The organism is Sporosarcina soli, assembly GCF_042655805.1.
In the GTDB taxonomy this organism is placed as follows: Bacteria; Bacillota; Bacilli; order Bacillales_A; family Planococcaceae; genus Sporosarcina; species Sporosarcina soli.
This window is the reverse complement of sequence record NZ_JBHSNO010000005.1, coordinates 216,036-234,021: the sequence shown is the minus strand read 5'-3', so window position 1 is coordinate 234,021 and position 17,986 is coordinate 216,036. Positions and strand designations below refer to the sequence as shown.

17 protein-coding genes and 1 riboswitch are annotated in these 17,986 nt (G+C 44.9%); of the genes, 12 read left to right on the top strand and 5 right to left on the bottom strand.

Annotated elements, in window-relative coordinates; genetic code table 11:
* Nucleotides 1-355: 355 nt before the first annotated feature.
* From ACFPRA_RS05470 to ACFPRA_RS05450, 5 genes are all read left to right on the top strand, one after another.
* A complete protein-coding gene (locus tag ACFPRA_RS05470; RefSeq protein ID WP_381434754.1) occupies nucleotides 356-1,471 on the top strand; it encodes a PfkB family carbohydrate kinase in 1,116 nt (371 codons plus the stop codon).
* The gene (locus ACFPRA_RS05465; protein WP_381431526.1) at nucleotides 1,471-2,379 is read left to right on the top strand and encodes a pseudouridine-5'-phosphate glycosidase; all 909 of its coding nucleotides are present in this window, start codon (nucleotides 1,471-1,473) and stop codon (nucleotides 2,377-2,379) included. The genes ACFPRA_RS05470 and ACFPRA_RS05465 overlap by 1 nt, the downstream gene beginning before the upstream one ends.
* Before the next feature lie 113 nt (nucleotides 2,380-2,492).
* A complete protein-coding gene (locus ACFPRA_RS05460) occupies nucleotides 2,493-3,020 on the top strand; it encodes a YhcN/YlaJ family sporulation lipoprotein (RefSeq protein WP_381431524.1) in 528 nt (175 codons plus the stop codon).
* 157 nt (nucleotides 3,021-3,177) lie between these two features.
* The gene (locus ACFPRA_RS05455) at nucleotides 3,178-3,978 is read left to right on the top strand and encodes a hypothetical protein (protein ID WP_381431522.1); all 801 of its coding nucleotides are present in this window, start codon (nucleotides 3,178-3,180) and stop codon (nucleotides 3,976-3,978) included.
* A gap of 115 nt (nucleotides 3,979-4,093) precedes the next feature.
* On the top strand, nucleotides 4,094-4,852 hold the full coding sequence (locus ACFPRA_RS05450; RefSeq protein WP_381431520.1) for an exodeoxyribonuclease III: 759 nt from the start codon (nucleotides 4,094-4,096) through the stop codon (nucleotides 4,850-4,852).
* 489 nt (nucleotides 4,853-5,341) lie between these two features.
* Here ACFPRA_RS05450 and ACFPRA_RS05445 read toward each other — a convergent pair whose 3' ends face one another.
* Nucleotides 5,342-6,238, bottom strand: a complete 897-nt coding sequence (locus ACFPRA_RS05445; protein ID WP_381431519.1) for a LysR family transcriptional regulator — start codon at nucleotides 6,236-6,238, stop codon at nucleotides 5,342-5,344.
* Nucleotides 6,239-6,351: 113 nt separating this feature from the next.
* Here ACFPRA_RS05445 and ACFPRA_RS05440 point away from each other — a divergent pair, with 113 nt between their 5' ends.
* The 3 genes from ACFPRA_RS05440 (at nucleotide 6,352) to ACFPRA_RS05430 (ending at nucleotide 9,493) form a co-directional block, all read left to right on the top strand.
* The gene (locus ACFPRA_RS05440; RefSeq protein ID WP_381431518.1) at nucleotides 6,352-7,047 is read left to right on the top strand and encodes a CoA transferase subunit A; all 696 of its coding nucleotides are present in this window, start codon (nucleotides 6,352-6,354) and stop codon (nucleotides 7,045-7,047) included.
* A gap of 67 nt (nucleotides 7,048-7,114) precedes the next feature.
* Nucleotides 7,115-7,765, top strand: coding sequence for a 3-oxoacid CoA-transferase subunit B (locus tag ACFPRA_RS05435; protein WP_381434751.1), 651 nt, complete (start codon nucleotides 7,115-7,117; stop codon nucleotides 7,763-7,765).
* A 318-nt stretch (nucleotides 7,766-8,083) separates the two neighbouring features.
* Nucleotides 8,084-9,493: a short-chain fatty acid transporter gene (locus ACFPRA_RS05430; RefSeq protein ID WP_381431516.1), complete on the top strand. Its 1,410-nt coding sequence runs from the start codon at nucleotides 8,084-8,086 to the stop codon at nucleotides 9,491-9,493.
* 115 nt (nucleotides 9,494-9,608) lie between these two features.
* Here the strand turns inward: ACFPRA_RS05430 and ACFPRA_RS05425 are convergent, their stop codons facing one another.
* Complete coding sequence (locus ACFPRA_RS05425; RefSeq protein ID WP_381431514.1) at nucleotides 9,609-10,472, bottom strand: YsnF/AvaK domain-containing protein; 864 nt, start codon at nucleotides 10,470-10,472, stop codon at nucleotides 9,609-9,611.
* Nucleotides 10,473-10,608: 136 nt separating this feature from the next.
* Nucleotides 10,609-11,832, bottom strand: a complete 1,224-nt coding sequence (locus ACFPRA_RS05420; RefSeq protein WP_381431512.1) for a CynX/NimT family MFS transporter — start codon at nucleotides 11,830-11,832, stop codon at nucleotides 10,609-10,611.
* Between the two features lie 146 nt (nucleotides 11,833-11,978).
* A riboswitch (purine riboswitch) is annotated at nucleotides 11,979-12,080 on the top strand.
* A 169-nt stretch (nucleotides 12,081-12,249) separates the two neighbouring features.
* Here ACFPRA_RS05420 and ACFPRA_RS05415 point away from each other — a divergent pair.
* The 3 genes from ACFPRA_RS05415 (at nucleotide 12,250) to ACFPRA_RS05405 (ending at nucleotide 15,681) form a co-directional block, all read left to right on the top strand.
* On the top strand, nucleotides 12,250-12,837 hold the full coding sequence (locus ACFPRA_RS05415; protein WP_381431510.1) for a xanthine phosphoribosyltransferase: 588 nt from the start codon (nucleotides 12,250-12,252) through the stop codon (nucleotides 12,835-12,837).
* Between the two features lie 8 nt (nucleotides 12,838-12,845).
* The gene (locus ACFPRA_RS05410; RefSeq protein ID WP_381434748.1) at nucleotides 12,846-14,162 is read left to right on the top strand and encodes a nucleobase:cation symporter-2 family protein; all 1,317 of its coding nucleotides are present in this window, start codon (nucleotides 12,846-12,848) and stop codon (nucleotides 14,160-14,162) included.
* Between the two features lie 307 nt (nucleotides 14,163-14,469).
* Nucleotides 14,470-15,681, top strand: a complete 1,212-nt coding sequence (locus ACFPRA_RS05405) for a NupC/NupG family nucleoside CNT transporter (protein ID WP_381431508.1) — start codon at nucleotides 14,470-14,472, stop codon at nucleotides 15,679-15,681.
* A gap of 56 nt (nucleotides 15,682-15,737) precedes the next feature.
* Here ACFPRA_RS05405 and ACFPRA_RS05400 read toward each other — a convergent pair whose 3' ends face one another.
* Both ACFPRA_RS05400 and ACFPRA_RS05395 read right to left on the bottom strand, forming a co-directional pair.
* On the bottom strand, nucleotides 15,738-15,995 hold the full coding sequence (locus ACFPRA_RS05400) for a hypothetical protein (RefSeq protein ID WP_381431506.1): 258 nt from the start codon (nucleotides 15,993-15,995) through the stop codon (nucleotides 15,738-15,740).
* A gap of 241 nt (nucleotides 15,996-16,236) precedes the next feature.
* Entirely contained in the window at nucleotides 16,237-17,139 is a 903-nt protein-coding gene (locus ACFPRA_RS05395; protein WP_381431504.1) for an aldo/keto reductase, read from the bottom strand.
* 192 nt (nucleotides 17,140-17,331) lie between these two features.
* On the opposite strand from ACFPRA_RS05395, the gene ACFPRA_RS05390 reads away from it, so the two are divergent.
* The gene (locus tag ACFPRA_RS05390) at nucleotides 17,332-17,877 is read left to right on the top strand and encodes an NUDIX hydrolase (RefSeq protein WP_381431502.1); all 546 of its coding nucleotides are present in this window, start codon (nucleotides 17,332-17,334) and stop codon (nucleotides 17,875-17,877) included.
* Nucleotides 17,878-17,986 lie beyond the last annotated feature (109 nt).

Sequence of the window (17,986 nt, the reverse complement as noted above, 5' to 3'; positions counted from 1 at the left end):
GACTCCGTACGGTCTTTTTTAATTTTGTATGGCGAACGGGTTTTGAACTTGGTGTTCGTGGATAGAGAAGATAGAGGATAAATAAATATTATCCAGACCAATACGCCCTATCAATTAACTGTTGCAATTACATAAACTTTTGTTTATAATATAAACAAGTGTTTAACTTGATTCAGCAGAAGTCCCCCACCTCCATAAGTGGCGGGATGAATGCCAGAAAGTATTTCAATCAGAGGGAGTCCAAACTCCCTGCTGATTCAAGTTAAGCCTCCGGCGGATGTCACAGATTTTGAAAGGAGTTAATTGAGCTTTGCTCAATTCAAAATCTGGACGCAATTACGCCGAGGCGTAATTGATAGAGGTGGAGGTGTTGGGGTTGAACGACAAAGAAGCGGCGATCGTTAAGCTTCTACGTGATAATCCATTTTTGACTCAACAAGAAATGGCCGATCAGTTGGAGATGTCACGCCCTGCATTGGCCAATCTGATTTCCGGATTGATAAGGCGCGGGATCATTGCTGGTCGGGCGTATATTCTGGCCAAGGAAAATGAAATCGTTTGTATCGGCGGTGCGAATGTCGACAGAAAGTTCCATATGAAGGAAGACGCACAGTTGGGCACATCGAATCCGGTGGCGGCATCTGTCTCGGTTGGAGGAGTCGCCCGCAATATTGCAGATAATCTCGGTCGACTCGATTATGCAGTCAGGCTACTTACTGTGGCCGGAAACGACTCGGATTGGAAGTTGATCGAGCAGGAATCAGAAGCTTATATGGATGTCACTTCGGTCGGTTTTTTACCGGGACATTCGACAGGATCTTACTCGGCAGTGTTAAATCCGGATGGCGAACTGGTCATCGCACTCGCCAATATGGAGGTCTATGATGCGTTGTCTGTCGAATATATCGAAGGGAACGACCGGATGATTGCCAATGCGGCATTCGTTGTCATGGATTTGAATTGCCCGAAAGAAACAGTCGAATATGTGAAAAATCGTTCACGAATTCACGGTACACCGCTGGCAATCGTTCCCGTTTCTTCGCCGAAAATGTCACATATGCCTGATAATCTCGAAGGCGTTACATGGTTTATCTGCAATCGGGATGAAGCGGAAACGTATACGGGACATCCAATTGATAACGAAGAAGACTGGGAAAAGGCAGTACACAGATTATTTGAGGCAGGCGCGGAAAACGTCGTCGTGACAGCCGGTTCGAAAGGTGTCATGGCCGGTAATCGCGGCGGAGAAGTCAAACGGTATTTGGCGATTGAAAATGTGTCGGTGGAAGATGTTACCGGCGCAGGCGATGCGTTTGTTTCAGGTGTTCTACATGGTCACTTGGAAGGAATGGAGACGGCCGAAGCGATTCGCAGAGGTCTTGTCAATGCGGCTAAAACTCTTGAATCGTCTTATACGGTTCGTCCAGAATTATCAAAATCACAACTTGAACTTGAAATGGAGGAATTATAATGGAAAAGTATCTTTCTTATTCAACTGAAGTACAAGAAGCAATGGCACAAGGAAAACCGGTGGTTGCACTGGAATCGACTATTATCTCACACGGGATGCCTTACCCACAAAACGTGAAAACGGCACGTGAAGTTGAGCAAATCATCCGTGACAACGGTGCGGTTCCTGCAACAATCGCGATTATCGACGGGCAAATCAAAATCGGTCTTTCTGATGAAGAGCTTGAAATGTTCGGGAACAGCCAAGGTGTTGCAAAAGCTTCACGCCGCGATCTTGGTTATCTGATCGCTACAAAACAACTGGGCGCAACAACTGTTGCGGCAACGATGATCTGTGCGGATCTTGCAGGCATTCGTGTGTTCGTAACGGGCGGAATCGGCGGCGTTCACCGCGGTGCGGAAACGACAATGGATATTTCTGCTGACTTGGAAGAGCTAGCACAAACTGATGTTGCAGTCATCTGTGCAGGTGCGAAATCGATCTTGGATATCGGTCTTACGCTTGAATACTTGGAAACAAAAGGTGTTCCGGTTGTAGGTTATGGAACAGATACAATGCCGGCATTCTATACGCGTTCAAGTGAATTCGACTTGACTCTCCGCGCGGATGATGCAACTACGATTGCAGAAATGCTACGTGCGAAATGGGATCTTGGCTTGAAAGGTGGCGCAGTGATTGCTAACCCGATTCCAGAAGCGGATGCGATGGAAGAAAGCTTCATCAATGGCATCATTCAATCGGCTCTTGAAGAAGCGAATGCTAACAATATCGCTGGGAAAGATGTCACGCCATTCATGCTTGGCAAAGTAAAAGAATTGACTGAAGGCAAAAGCTTGGATGCCAATATCGCTTTAGTTAAAAACAATGCGGTTATCGGCGCACAAATTGCAGTGGCATACAACAAGTGAACATAATTTGGGAATTCCTCCGACCGGAGGAATTCCTTTTTTAATGCGCGAATACATAAAAAAACAGAAGCGGACCATGCTACCTTCACAGACTTATTGAAGGAGGATTTTTAATGAAGAAGATGTTGCAAATACCGATGGCTTTGCTTCTCATTTTTTTATTGGTCGGGTGTGCTACGAATAAAAAGGACAATAATGATGCCGTCACAAATGACCAAAATGCGAACGTAGAAACAAACACGACGGATAAACAGGTAAATGAGGACAATGCAAACAACAATGCATCGAATGATATGAATGCAACCAATGACCATAAAATTGAAGTGGCAGATCAAGTCGCAGATGATGTGGCGGGGATGGAAGAAGTGGAAAGCGCTAACGTCCTCGTCACAAATGCCAATGCCTATGTGGCTGTTGTGTTGAAGGAAGGCGTTGAAGGAACAGAGGAGTTAGAAAACAAAATCGCAGAACATGTTCGAAAAGGGAACCAGGACTTTAACAATGTCTATGTGTCGACCAATCCAGATTTTGTTAAACAAACGACTGATTATGGCGAAAAAATCCGAGCAGGTGAGCCAGTGGAAGGGTTTTTTGAAGAGTTTTCGGACGCTGTACGTAGAGTATTTCCCGATGCTCATTAACCATTCCATTGAACAACTGGCATAACAAATCCGATTGTCAGAGGTCCATCAATTTGAAATGATGGACCTTTTTTCATGTCTAAAAAGATTTAGGGGAAGAAGAGAAGGGTATAAGATAGAGCATAGCGAATTGTTGTTACATAAGGGAGGCGGTATGATGATTCGAAAACGTGCGAGCATGACAATGTTGGGGATTCTCTTCGTCCTCGGGGCGTGTAATCCGTCTACAGGTGAAGACCATAACCTAACAGATCCACCAGAAACAGAGAAGCCAGATGAAGTGGTGGAAAATACGGAGACGGACAGCGGTACCGATCCCAAACCTGTTGCACAGACTTATGAAGAGATTTTAGAAGAAGTGAAAGCCGCGATTCAGACGGATGTGGAGGTGAAGATACCGGACGAAGTGTTGACAAATGAAGGCTATTTGACGGCTGCGACCGATTCGAATGCCAGCAGTTATGAAGTGAACTTCTATGTCACGAATGTGCCGGTCGCGGTAAACGATCCTTTACTGCAAGATGCACATCCTTATATGATTGTGAACGGGACGAAGTTTGAGTCGGCGGAGAGTGCGAAGGCAAAAGTTAATTATGAACCGCTGGTGGATGGAGCGGAAGAAACGGATCTCGGATATGGGATTACGGGTCATATGGATGCCGGAGCGGGAAGTGTATTTCTCACTTGGCACGAAGGTCGTTGGTCATTTTCAGTCCGCAATCATAATAACGGAAATGGTCGTGAAGAAATGATTGAATTGGCGAAGCAGGTTGTCGGGAAATTGGAAAGCCAATTGCTCCCCGCACCGCATGATAACGGAGCCGGAATGTTCGATATGAATAGTAATGGCGCTGCGGCCAATTCGATTATCTGGCAGGAAGGGACAACGGTCTATGAAATCTACACCGGTGATCCCCTATTATTGATTGATACCGTAACAGGTTATATGGGTCAATAGATAAGGCTTTTTCGGTATGTCGTTGCAAAAGGAGGAGGGAATGTACGTTTCCTTCCTCTTCTTTTTTTGATATGATGGGTTTGAGAGAAGTATGGAGAAGAGGAGTTTAAGTGGTATGAGGCTGGTTTCGTGGAATGTAAATGGCATAAGAGCGTGTGTGCGCAAAGGGTTTCTGGATTATTTTGAGAGAGTAAATGCGGATATTTTTTGCGTGCAGGAAACAAAATTACAAGCAGGACAAATTGATTTACAGCTGGAAGGGTATTATCAGTATTGGAATTACGCCGTGAAGAAAGGCTATTCCGGAACGGCTGTGTTCACGAAAGAAGAACCGCTTGCTGTCAAATATGGTGTCGGTGATTCCGAAGTAGAAGAGGAAGGCCGGATTTTGACGTTGGAATTCCCGCAGTTCTTTCTGGTCAATGTGTATACACCGAATGCCCAGCGCGATTTGGCCCGGTTGCCTTTCCGCTTGGAATGGGAAGAGGCGATGCGTGCGTATTTGAAACAACTGGACGCGAAGAAACCGGTCATTTTATGTGGCGATTTGAATGTGGCTCACGAGGAGATCGACATACGAAATGTGAAATCCAATATCGGGAACTCAGGCTTCACTTTCGAAGAACGCGGCAAAATGACGAAACTGCTGGAAGAAGGATTCATCGATACGTATCGACATTTTCATCCCGAGCAGGAAGGCGCCTATACGTGGTGGTCTTACATGAATAAGGTTCGGGAACGCAATATCGGATGGCGCATTGATTATTTCATCGCGTCAGAGCGGCTTGCCCCTTCATTGAAAAAGGCTGAAATCCACTCACAAATATTGGGCAGCGATCATTGTCCGATCGCACTGGAAATCGATTTAGATTGAGGTAAATGTTAAAACGAAAGTCTCCGGGACTTCCGTTTTATGTTTATCTTCATTCAGCATAAGACTCCCACCTCTGTAGGTGTCGAGATGAATGCCGATTTTGTTACCTGTTCAGCGGGTGTCCAAACGCCCGCTGAACGAATAATGGAAGGCAGTCTAAGTGCGCGACGTCCTAAAAGGAAAGTGCCTTAATTTCTGTAAAGATTGCAGAAATTAAGGCAAATTGAACCCTTAGCTGTTCGATTCGAAACGATTGCATGACCTACATCCTGTAGGCCCGCGGATGTCACAGATTTTGAAAGGAGTCAATCTCTCAAAAGCGAAGGGCGACAGTCATAAGGCGAAGATGCAGCGTGGCGGCTTTTTGCCACAGAGCAACTTTGACTTATGGCCCGAGCTCCTGGCGCCCGAAGACTAGACGCGAGCAAGCTCGATTCAAAATCTGGACGCAATTACGCTAAGGTGTAATTGATAGTATGGAAAAAGAAATTATTCTTCGAAAGAAATCAGTTCTTTGTCTGTAAATAGTTGAATAAATTTCTTTAGCGCAAACGAATGATAGCCATTTTTTTTCGTAATGACACCCAATTTCCACAGGAGTGAAGTCGATCGGAGTGGGATTGTTTGAATCAGCGGGTTATTTTGTTTTTCGGCTATTGATTTAGGCAAAAGCGCGATGCCGAGATTAGAAGCGACCAACTCCAATATGAGATCCCATTGTGAACTTTCATAGGATACGGAAGGGATGAATCCAGCATCTGTACAGGCGTTAATGATATGTTCATGTAAAGCAAAACCTTTGGAGAACAGAATGAATTGTTCATCTTTCAACTCAATAAGTTCGACGGCAACCCGATTGGCAAGCGGATGATCATTACGAATATATAATAGAAATTCATCGTTGATAAATGAATAGGTATGGAAGATAGATTTATCGGTTGGCAGTACAATGATCCCGACGTCAATCTGGCTTTCTTCCACAAGCTGTTCGATTAAAAGGGCTCCGTGTTCGAAAAGCTCAAGTTTTATATTTGGATAGTGCGTATGGAAAGTACGTGCAATCTGTGGGAAAAAAAGTGTACCGATCAGTGGAGGAATTCCGATTCTGATCTCGCCAGTTGTCCCGTCATTCAACTCTTGTAGCAGTGCGGGCAAAGCTTGGAGTGAAGCAAGAGCTTGTTGTCCTTGTTGATAAACAATTTTTCCGGCATCCGTTAAGAGGAGATGTCTTGTGGAACGATCAAAAAGTTCAACACCTAATTGCTCTTCGAGTTTTTTTACAGCTTTGCTTAACGAAGGCTGTGAAAGATGTGAATGTTCCGAAGCTCTTGTAAAACCAAGATGATTTGCCACTTCGATGAAAGCCTTTACATCACGAAATTCCAACTTATCCCTCCTAATTATTCAATATTCGAATAGTTATCATTCTATTTATGTATTTTACTTATAATCGGATGAAATGTAAACTATCTTATAAGGATGTAAAAGGAGGAGATAGGATGAGCAAAGTAATGGACTCTTTTGTGGAAGCGGTTTCAGATATTCGTGATGGTGCATCCCTCATTGTGGGGGGATTTGGATTATCCGGCATACCGGAGAAATCCATTGAAGCCCTGTGCGAAAAAGGAACGAAGAATTTGACGGTCTACAGCAACAACTGTGGTGTTGACGATTGGGGACTTGGTCTCCTATTAGCGAATAAACAGATTCAGAAAATGGTCGCTTCCTATGTAGGGGAAAACAAGATTTTCGAACAGCAGTTTTTAAGCGGTGAGTTGGAAGTGGAATTGACTCCGCAAGGGACGCTTGCTGAGCGCATGAGAGCAGGAGGAGCAGGGATTCCGGGCTTTTATACTGCAACAGGTGTAGGCACTCCGATTGCCGAAGGGAAAGAAACGAAGGAATTCAATGGCAAAACCTATTTACTAGAGGAAGGAATCGTAGGGGATTTTGCACTTGTCAAAGCATGGAAAGCGGACACACTCGGGAATCTGGTCTATCGAAAAACGTCCCGCAACTTTAATCCGCTCGCTGCGATGGCTGGGAAAATTACAATTGCAGAGGTGGAAGAGATTGTACAGCCTGGGGAGCTTGACCCTGATGAAATTCATACGCCGGGCATTTATGTCCAGCGGTTGTTACTCGGAACCAATTATGAAAAGCGTATTGAACGTCGGACTGTCATCAAGGCCTAGGGATCGGAAGATAGTAGGCGAATAACTTGTAACGCTTGTAAATAGACTTGTAAAGGGGCTGAGCATGATGAAAGATGTACGCGTAACAATTGTAAAACGGGCAGTTCAGGAAATTGAAGATGGCATGAATGTCAACTTGGGAATTGGGATGCCAACGCTTGTTGCTAATGAAATTCCAACCGATTTTAACGTGTTGTTGCAATCGGAAAATGGACTGTTAGGCATAGGGCCATATCCGGTGGAAGGTGAAGAAGATCCGGATTTGATCAATGCTGGGAAGGAAACGATTACTACAAAGCCGGGCTCTTCATTTTTTGATAGTGCCGAATCATTTGCGATGATTCGAGGTGGCCATATCGATCTTGCCATTCTGGGAGGGATGGAAGTCGCCGAAAATGGGGACTTAGCCAACTGGATGATTCCAGGCAAGATGGTGAAAGGTATGGGCGGTGCGATGGATCTTGTCAATGGAGCGAAACGAGTCATCGTCATCATGGAGCATGTCAACAAACATGGCGAATCGAAAATTAAGAAAGCTTGTACGTTACCACTGACAGGACAAGGGGTTGTCCATCGACTCATTACGGACTTGGCGGTATTTGATTTTACCGAAGAAGGTATGGTGCTGATTGAGACGATGGAAGGCGTCACAGTGGATGAAGTGAAAGAAAAGACGGAAGCCGACTTCACCGTTTCTCAGGAACTTGTGACGAAGTAAATTGTGAAAGAAACTGAAAGAGATTCAATAGTTTCTAAATAAAAGGACCCCATACTATTAAATGTGATGGGATTGATGGGGAAATAGATTGAGATTTGAGTAGCGAATTATGCGAGTATAATTCGGAATCTTGAAGTAATTGAGTTGGAAACGATGTGATCGGGGGAAGAACCTCTTTATGAGTTGTCTCCCCCCCCCGCTCTATTTTATACAACAGAGAATTGACAACAGGGATTGGGAATCACTTCAAGTTAAGAAGAAGATTTGTGTAAGAACCAAACCCTTTTATAACGAGCTATGGCAAAGGGTGTGTATGAATTGAAAGAAAAAGAGAGAATGGAAGAACAAGAAGGGCGTTTGGAACGCCTAGGGATCTCGCTCGCCAATTGGAGTGAGAAGTGGTTCCCGGACGCGTATATTTTTGCTGCGATTGCAGTTGTCATTATATCTGTCATTGCTTTATTCATGGGACGGACGCCAGTTGAAATCGGCGTTGATTTTGGTACACATTATTGGGACTTAATACCTTTTACGATGCAAATGGCTTTTATTATCATTACAGGATACGTAGTGGCTTCATCCAAACCTATTCATAAACTTATCGTCAAGCTTGCAGGGATCCCGAAATCTCCAAAGACAGCCGTCGCTTTTGTAGCGTTTTTTTCAATGACGACTTCTTTGATCAGCTGGGGATTCAGTTTAGTATTTAGTGGAATTCTCATTAAAGAAATTAGCAATCGCTTGGATGGTGTCGATTACCGTGCAATGGGGGCAGCCGGATTTCTTGGGCTCGGAAGTGTTTGGGCATTAGGGCTTTCCTCATCGGCGGCATTGCTGATGGCGACAAAAGCTTCGATTCCTCCAGAACTATACGAAATTAGTGGAACGATTTCAATGTCACAAACGATCTTCACATGGCAAAACTTAGTCATGATTGTCGTGTTAATCAGCTTATCGGTATGGATTGCTTACGTTTCTGCGCCGAATAAAGACAAAGCAAAGACGGCTGAAATGGCTGGTATTGATTATAGAAGTAAAGGTACTTCGGAGAAGAAGAAAGCAACAAGACCTGGCGAATGGCTTGAATATAGCCCGATACTAACAATTTTACTCGTCGCCGTCGGAATGATCTATATTGTCAAGGTCATTGCAGAAACAGGGCCGATCGCTGCTCTGAATTTGAATAACTACAACTTTATGCTGTTAATGTTAGGATTGCTGTTGCACTGGACACCGAGAAATTTCTTGAATTCGGTTTCGAGTTCAGTACCGGCAATTGGTGGCGTGCTCATTCAATTCCCTCTCTATGCGGGGATATTTGGTATACTAATGAATTCAGGGTTGAATGATATATTGGTCAAGTTCTTTCTTTCAATTTCGACTGAAAACACATTTCCGCTCATTGCCGGAATCTACTCTGCTGTGTTAGGTCTCTTCCTTCCTTCTGGGGGCGGGAAGTGGATTGTCGAAGCTCCGTATTTATTGGAAGCTGCAAAAGAATTGAATGTGAGTATGGCGTGGATTGTACAAGTGTACAACGCGTCCGAAGCACTTCCAAATATGGTGAATCCATTCTTTATGCTACCGTTATTGGGCGTGTTAGGAGTGAAAGCAAAAGACCTTGCCGGCTACTCCATTTTACAACTCATTTTCCATGTACCGGTTGTATTATTCCTCGTATGGATTTTGGCTAAAACAGCGCCATATGTTACCCCATTCTTCGAATAATCATCGTATGGGTGGAAAGCAAAACTACTGTCATGATGAAACGAGCAAACAGCTTCCGAAATGGTTATTCGGAAGCTGTTTTCAATATTTTCAAGAAAAAATGTAGTGAAATGTCTTACAGTCGATCCGTTTCAGAGGCCCGATTCACTTTTTCTCCGTATTCATTCAAGGTATCATCGGTCCGGTCGATGTCCGCTTCTTCTCTGCGTACGGTTTCGCTTACAGTTTGTGTATCCTGTACTTCGCGTTTCCCCACGATGATCTCCTCGCTGACCACCGGACGTTTGGTCACTTCCACTCGTTCTTCCATAACCGGGATATGGATATGATCACCATCATCGAACACTTCACCCGCGGCCGTCTCGTCATGTACAGCGCGACGTTCGATATACACTTCTTCGCGTGTGACGGGCACTTCCACCGTCTGTTCATCCTCAATGACATGTTTTTCAACGTTCACTTCGCCCGCTTGTACCCGTTCCTTGTCCACATTTAGTCGTTCTTCATGCAGTCTTAGACGCTCTTCCTGATCCGCAGCGACACTCAAGCGATCATCCCCTAAGATGGTACTATCCGTTGAGAGGTTGGCCCCGATGTTGGGGTCTGTATAGCCGTTTGTAAATTTTGTTTGTTCATCATAGAACAAGCCGCTGTAATTGCGGTCAACATACAACAAGATGCTGCCATTTTTCACTTCATTATAATAACGGTTGGATTCTTCCTCCGTGAAGCCCATACGGGAAAATGCTGTTCTTACTGGCTCATCTCCGTTAAGGAACGCGATGAAACGGTCCAACCAGTTTCCATCTGATGACTTCAATTCGACATCTGTCTGTCCGCGGACGATAGAGAGCGAGTCCGCATGATTTGTGACAACATAGATATCTTCCTCCGAATACCCTTCAGCCTTTAACTCTTCAATCTTATTTAACACTTGATTTTCTGATTGGAATGTTCCTACAAATTTTTTATCTGCCATTCGTAAACTGCCTCCTAAGATAGTAGTAGTTTTGGTGCTTAGAAACTAAAATACCCGAGTCACAGTAAATGAAACAAAAAAAGAACACCTCCGTACCCGAAAAACGGGACGGAGGCGGGTGTAAACTGCTCTATAATCAATATTTTTGTTTTGGCAAAACGAACGCATCTTTCCCCGATTTCAGACCGAATAGCAGAACACATAAAGAGCCGATGAGGAGAATCAGCAAAGGGACAATCCATCCACCCGTTAAGTCATGCAGTGAGCCAAAAAGAACCGGGCCGGTTGCGGCAAGCAAATATCCGAAAGACTGGGCCATAGCCGATAATTCCGCTGCTTCATGCGATGTTCTGGTACGTAGCGTGAAAAACATCATGGCGAGACTGAAAGCGGCCCCAGCCCCAATGCCGATGAAAATCATCCATAAAGGGACAAGGGAATTGCTTCCCATGAAAACCCCTCCGTAACCTAGCAAATAGCAAGCGGCTACGCCAGCTACGATCATGCGCTGATCCTTTACTTTTCCAGCAAGGATGGGAGTGAGAAACATGATCGGCAATTGTGCAAATTGCTGAAGAGAAATCATCCAGCCGGCATAATCCGCCCCGATTCCTTGCGCCTTCAACACTTCAGGCATCCAGGCAGCCGTCGTGTAAAAAAGTAAAGATTGTAGACCCATGAAAATAGTGATGCTCCACGCAAGTGGTGATTTCCATAAGGGAAGCGAGCGCTGCCGATCAGGGGCAACAATAGAGTCACTCTTCTTCTTCTTTAGTTGGGGGAGCCAAATGAGCAGGGCGATGAAGGGTAAAATCCCCCAAATTCCTAAAGCCCCTTTCCAGCCTAATGGCGTGTCGATCGCCAGCGGTACACTCAGTCCAACTGCGATTGCCGCGGACAAGTTCATAGCTACGGAATAAATGCCTGTCAATAATCCGAGCTGCAGTGGAAAGTGAAGCTTGATCAGACTGGGCAGCAGCACATTTCCGAAGGCTATGGCGATGCCCAACAGAAATGTCCCGATAAGCAGGTTCGGTATGCTCCCGAATGACCGGATGATGATGCCGCCAGTCAGCAATATGAGAGAGATGAATAATGTCATTTCAAGACCGTATCGACGAGCTAGCTTCGGGGCAAATGGTGAGATCAAAGCAAATGCAAGTAAAGGAATGGTTGTCAAAAAACCTGCTAACACGTTAGGAATGGTCAAGCTGTCCCGGATGAAAGAGATTAACGGACCTACAGTCGTTAAGGGGGATCGTAAAGTGGAGGCGATGAAGACGATGCCAATGATCAATAGCCAGCTCTCTCGCGAAAACTTCAATTTTCGAGATGGATAGTTAGAATATGGGTTAGACAAACCGATAGCCTCCAGTAACGAGTATTTTCTATTAGAATAACATATTTCAGCACTCGATCCCGCAAGATTTGGTAGAGAAAGAATTATAAGAATGATTTTTCTATTTTTCGACACATTGTAAATTCCGCAACGCATGCTATACTAATTACATTCTAATACAAATCACTCATATAATCGCAGAAATAGGGTCTGCAAGTTTCTACCGATTTGCCGTAAACAAATCGACTATGGGTAGCAAGAGGATAAAAGAAGCGTGCTAGCTAAAATGCACGCACTCTTTTGTTTTTTCTTTCGGTCGGGAAGTCCGAATGATTTTGCTCCACTCATGGTATGAATGGATGCAGGATCATCGGGCTTTTTTATGTCTTCTGAGCTTGAAGTCTTTTGAACTTGAAAATGGGAAGGGAGAAGGAACTAGTGGAGTTGTTGAAAAGTAAAATTGTACAGGATGGGAAAGTATTATCTGATCAGGTGCTGAAAGTGGATACGTTTTTGAATCATCAAATCGATCCGCCTTTGATGCAAGCGATAGGTGAAGAGTTTGCTATGCGATTTAAAGAGGAGGGCATTACGAAAATCCTCACGCTTGAATCATCCGGCATTGCGCCTTCCATGATGGCGGGGTTAGTGCTCGGCGTGCCAGTCGTCTTTGCACGTAAACGCAAATCCTTAACATTGGTTGACCACTTATATACGGCAAGCGTTCATTCATTTACAAAAGGTGAAACAAATGAGGTCTCCGTTTCAAAAGATTTTCTGAAAAAAGAGGATACGGTTTTAATTATCGACGATTTTCTTGCAAATGGACAAGCTGCACTTGGACTTCTGGATCTCGTCGAACAAGCGGAAGCGAAAGTTGCGGGTGTCGGTATTGTCATTGAAAAGGGATTTCAGCCTGGCGGGGAAATGATTCGCAAACAAGGGATTCGCGTGGAATCACTTGCCATTATCGCTTCGCTAGAAAACGGGGAAGTTAAGTTTGTTGAGGAGGCCGTTACTGAGTGAAAAATTCAATTCAGTCAACCGCGTTAGGCCTTCAACATGTGTTAGCCATGTATGCAGGTGCAATTCTTGTCCCTTTGATCGTAGGGGAAGCACTTGGCTTAACAACAGCGCAATTGACCTACCTCGTTTCCATCGACATTTTAATGTGCGGAGTTGCTACGCTGTTTCAAATTATGAATAACCGATTCTTCGGTATCGGTTTACCGGTGGTGTTAGGTTGTACGTTCACCGCTGTCGGACCGATGATTGCAATTGGCGGTGAGTCCGGAATTTCTGCGATTTACGGGGCGATCATCGTATCGGGGATTTTCGTCATTGTTATCAGTAAATTTTTCGGCCAACTTGTTCGTTTCTTTCCGCCCGTCGTGACGGGTTCCGTAGTTACGATCATTGGGATCACGCTCATCCCAGTTGCTATTAACAATATGGGAGGGGGCCAGGGAGCGCCTGATTTTGGATCGACTACGAATATTTCGTTAGCATTCGGTACATTACTTTTCATTATCCTTGTCTATAAATTTTCAACCGGTTTTATTCGAGCGATTTCTATTTTACTTGGTTTAATCGCAGGTACGGCTGCGGCTGCTTTTATGGGGCTTGTCGATTTTGCAGCAGTCCGTGAAGCATCAGTTGTGCATATTGTGCAGCCGTTTTACTTCGGTTTCCCGACTTTCGAGTGGTCGGCTATTTTGACAATGTGTTTGGTCGCGATGGTATCACTTGTTGAATCGACAGGCGTTTACTTTGCACTTGGCGATATTTGTGAAAGAGATATAAAGAAACAGGATTTGGAAAAAGGATACCGTGCAGAAGGGCTTGCCATTGTGCTTGGTGGGATTTTCAATGCATTTCCATACACTGCGTTCTCGCAAAACGTTGGTTTACTTCAAATGTCGGGTGTCCGATCCCGTAAAGTGATTTTGATTGCAAGTTTGATGTTGATCACGCTTGGATTCATCCCTAAAATCGCAGCGGTGACAACCATCATTCCGACAGCGGTCCTAGGCGGTGCTATGATCGCGATGTTCGGGATGGTCGTTGCTCAAGGGATTAAAATGTTGAGTAAAGTGATGAGTGGATCCCAAGAAAATTCAATGATCATAGCTTGTTCGATCGGAATGGGGCTTGGTGTGACGGTTGTGCCGGAAATCTTCGCACAATTGCCATCCGGTTTGAGAATTTTAACAAGCAATGGAATTGTTGCGGGCAGTATGGCTGCCATTGTTTTGAATATACTTTTCAACATGCTTCCTTCCAAAAATAAATCAGTTGCGGTGGCAGAGCAAGTGGAAAAGTCCACGCAATTGTCTGAACAAAAGGCATAAACTGATTCCGCAAGTTTTGTTATACGAAATGCGAAACGCCCTGAACCATTTTGGTTTGGGGTTTTTCGTGTTTTCTAAATCATTTTCACGGGTAAAATGAGAAGGGTTGTGGAATACTGATAGCTCATAAGTTCGCGGAAAAGATGAACCGATATTTACCTAATCACCATTTACTTATGACTTGTTGTTTGGTAAACTCGTTTAGTTGTCTGACGTCAGACGATAAAATTCATCATTTTGTTGTGTGAATTGGCGTGCTAGAAACAAAATTTCAAATGGAGAATTTCCATATAATGAGGTGTCTTTGGTGAATTTATTGTGGGGAGTTTTCGGCATCATTGTCGTGTTGGGTATTGCATTCCTTTTCTCGAATGGAAAGAAATCGATCAACTTGCGGACCATTGTCGGCGGTTTGATTATTCAACTATTGTTTGCATTTATCGTGCTGAAGTGGGAAGCGGGGAAAGCCGGCTTAATTTGGTTTTCTGACAAAGTGCAAAATGTCATTAATTATGCGCAGGATGGAGTTGCATTTTTATTTGGACCGGCAGCGGATACGGAAGGTTTCGGCTTCGTCTTTGCCTTCCAAGTTCTGACGATTATCATTTTCTTCTCGTCTTTGATTTCCGTACTGTATTATCTTGGCATTATGCAGTGGGTGATTCGATTGATTGGAGGCGGGCTATCGAAGCTCTTAGGAACGAGTAGGGCGGAGTCCGTATCGGCGGCTGCGAATATTTTTGTCGGACAGACAGAAGCCCCGCTTGTGATCCGGCCGTTTTTGGCGAATATGACCAAATCGGAGCTTTTTGCGGTCATGACGGGTGGTCTTGCGTCAATTGCGGGTTCTGTCCTGGCAGGTTATCACCTTTTGGGTGTTCCGCTCGAGTATTTGATCGCGGCGAGCTTTATGGCTGCTCCAGCAGGGCTGGTGATGGCCAAAATCTTTTTCCCTGAGACAGAAAAGTCGGATGTGGGCGATTTTGAAATGGAAAAAGATCAGGAATCGGTCAACGTCATCGATGCAGCGGCGCGTGGAGCAGGGGACGGATTGAAACTTGCGCTCAATGTTGGTGCAATGTTATTGGCATTCGTCGCGCTCATCGCCCTTGTCAACGGGATGTTAGGTGGTGTCGGGAAGTGGTTCGGCTTTGAGTCCTTGACGCTTGAAGGCATATTAGGCGTCCTGTTTTCACCACTCGCCTTTGCAATTGGTGTTCCGTGGTCCGAGGCGGTCACGGCGGGTAGTTTTATCGGTCAGAAACTGGTGTTGAATGAGTTTGTCGCCTATGCGGCATTCGCTCCGGAAATTCCGGCACTTAGCCCTAAAACTGTCATCGTCGTCAGCTTTGCCTTATGCGGCTTTGCCAACTTAAGTTCCTTGGCCATTCTCCTAGGTGGATTAGGGGCGCTTGCGCCAAGCCGTCGCCCGGACATCGCGCGGCTCGGCATCCGTGCAGTTGCTGCCGGGATGCTGGCTTCATTATTGAGCGCGGCTATTGCCGGGATGTTCATCTGAATAAATGGTAAAAAGACAGGATAGCATGAGGCTAACCTGTCTTTTTACGTTTACGATTATTCCTGATCCTTGTTCATCGGCTCATCTTCGTTACTATCGATATTGGCATCCGTATCTTCGTCGACATCCACATTGATATCTGTATCATCCACTCCATCATCCGGAAAGACTTCAACCGGCGGTGGAGTATTGACATCTACATCCGTATTTCCGTCGTCGTCATCATCCACGCAACCGGCAAGTAAACCTGCCGTGAGCAATGCTGTCGCTCCCGCTTTCAACCATTTTTTATCTTCATTCATTGTCCATTTCAATTGTATCTCCTCCAAAAGTACTTGAGTGATTTTGCTGCCTATTTTTGGGATACCCCAATTTCTTTCCACCAACCATTTCATTTTCTTTACAAAAGTATTACGAACTTCGATACGGGCAGGGCAAGAATTGCGGATTGAAAGGATTCGTGATTCGTGAATATAAAAAAGGAGGGCACCTAAATGGTGCCCACCTTTTGTTATACATTCCCGACGGTCGCCGGAGCTATTCTCTTCCGCACAATCATAGCCGATGCTCCTTATATTGATGTGCGGCTACGGCGCTTTTCAGGTTGCTCATGTCATGTTGTGGCAGTTTTTTCTCATAGGCGATGACTGAATCGAGCAACTGCTCTATTGTACGGGCGCCGATGAGGGCAGAAGCGACTGTCTTTTGGTCAAGGACAAATGCCATCGCAGCAGCATGCAAATCTTCCGCTTGTTCTCCTAGTGTTTGAACAGTTTGAAGCAATTCCTGTGCATCATATTCAACAAAACCGTTTGCTTTCTCGGCTCTTGCCAATCCTTCAATTGTCAAAAAACCTTTGGCAATGGTTCCGCGTGTAATGACAGATGCGCCTGCATCCTGAATCATCGGAAACCATTCTTCCGGTCTCCGGTCCAGTAAGCTGTATTGCATCATTACAGAAATGGCGGAACTGTTGTCCAAAAATCGTTTAATGACGTTCGGACGGATCGATGAAATGCCGTATTGACGAATCAAGCCTTCCTTTTTCAAGCTTTCGAATGCCTCGATTGTTTCGTCTATATTGTCTTCCATCGTGCCGCCGTGAAGCTGGTACAGATCGATATAATCCGTTCTGAGTCGCAACAAGCTTTTTTTGACTGCATCCATAATATGCGCCTTGGAAGCATCCCAAGTCCAACCGTCACCGTTCGGATTCAATTTATTTCCGGCTTTTGTCGCCAGAATGATTTCGGATCGTCTGCCTTTCAAAGCCTGTCCAACGATTTCTTCATTTTTTCCACCATCGTATAAGTCGGCGGTGTCAAAAAAATTGATGCCGGCGTAGATCGCTGCGTCAATGATGGATTGGGACTCCCTCAAATCATTTGGTAAAGACATGCAACCAAGCCCGATTTCAGAAACGAATAATCCGCTTTTCCCTAATTCTCTTTTTTTCATTTGAACACCCCTCACTTTCCCCTATGTCTAGACTCCGGGCGCCAGCCCCTCGGGTCATAAGCAATCCAGCTATGTGGCAAAGACCGCCACACCGCTGGATTGACTTATGCCTGTCGGGGCTAGACGGCGCCCTACGCTTTTCTCTATGTTACAATGACCTCATAAGAAATTCTATAAGAAAGGTTTGATTGGATGAATCGGTTTGAAGAGAAAACACTAGCAGGGGAGACGATTTACGAAGGGAAAATCATTACGCTCCGTGTGGAAGAAGTGGCGTTACCTGATGGCAAGACAGCAAAACGTGAATTGATCAAGCATCCGGGGGCTGTTTCTATTATCCCGATTACGAAAGAGGGCAAACTCGTTCTTGTCGAGCAGTATAGAAAAGCGCTGGAACGTTCACTCATTGAAATTCCGGCAGGTAAAATCGATCCAGGTGAGGCACCGGAAGTGACGGCTGTACGGGAGCTTGAAGAAGAAACAGGTTATGGGGCAAAGGAATTCACTTATGTGCAGTCTTTTGCAACATCGCCCGGTTTTGCGGATGAAGTGATCCATCTGTATGTAGCACAGGATCTCTATAAAGTTGAAAATCCCGCCGATGGTGATGAGGATGAATTTATCGGCTTGCTGGAGGTGACGATTGAGGAAGCGGAGGACATGGTCGCTTCTGGAAAAATATTTGATGCGAAAACAGCTTTTGCGGTCCTTTATGCGAAAAATCTTTTAAACAAGTGACCTAAAATGGGATGGACGGGCATATGTTGTACAAGGTGAAACGTCAACTCTAGATTAATCAATCGCGTATACGTTGAGCCTATCGTTTTTACGGACAATCGTATTTCTT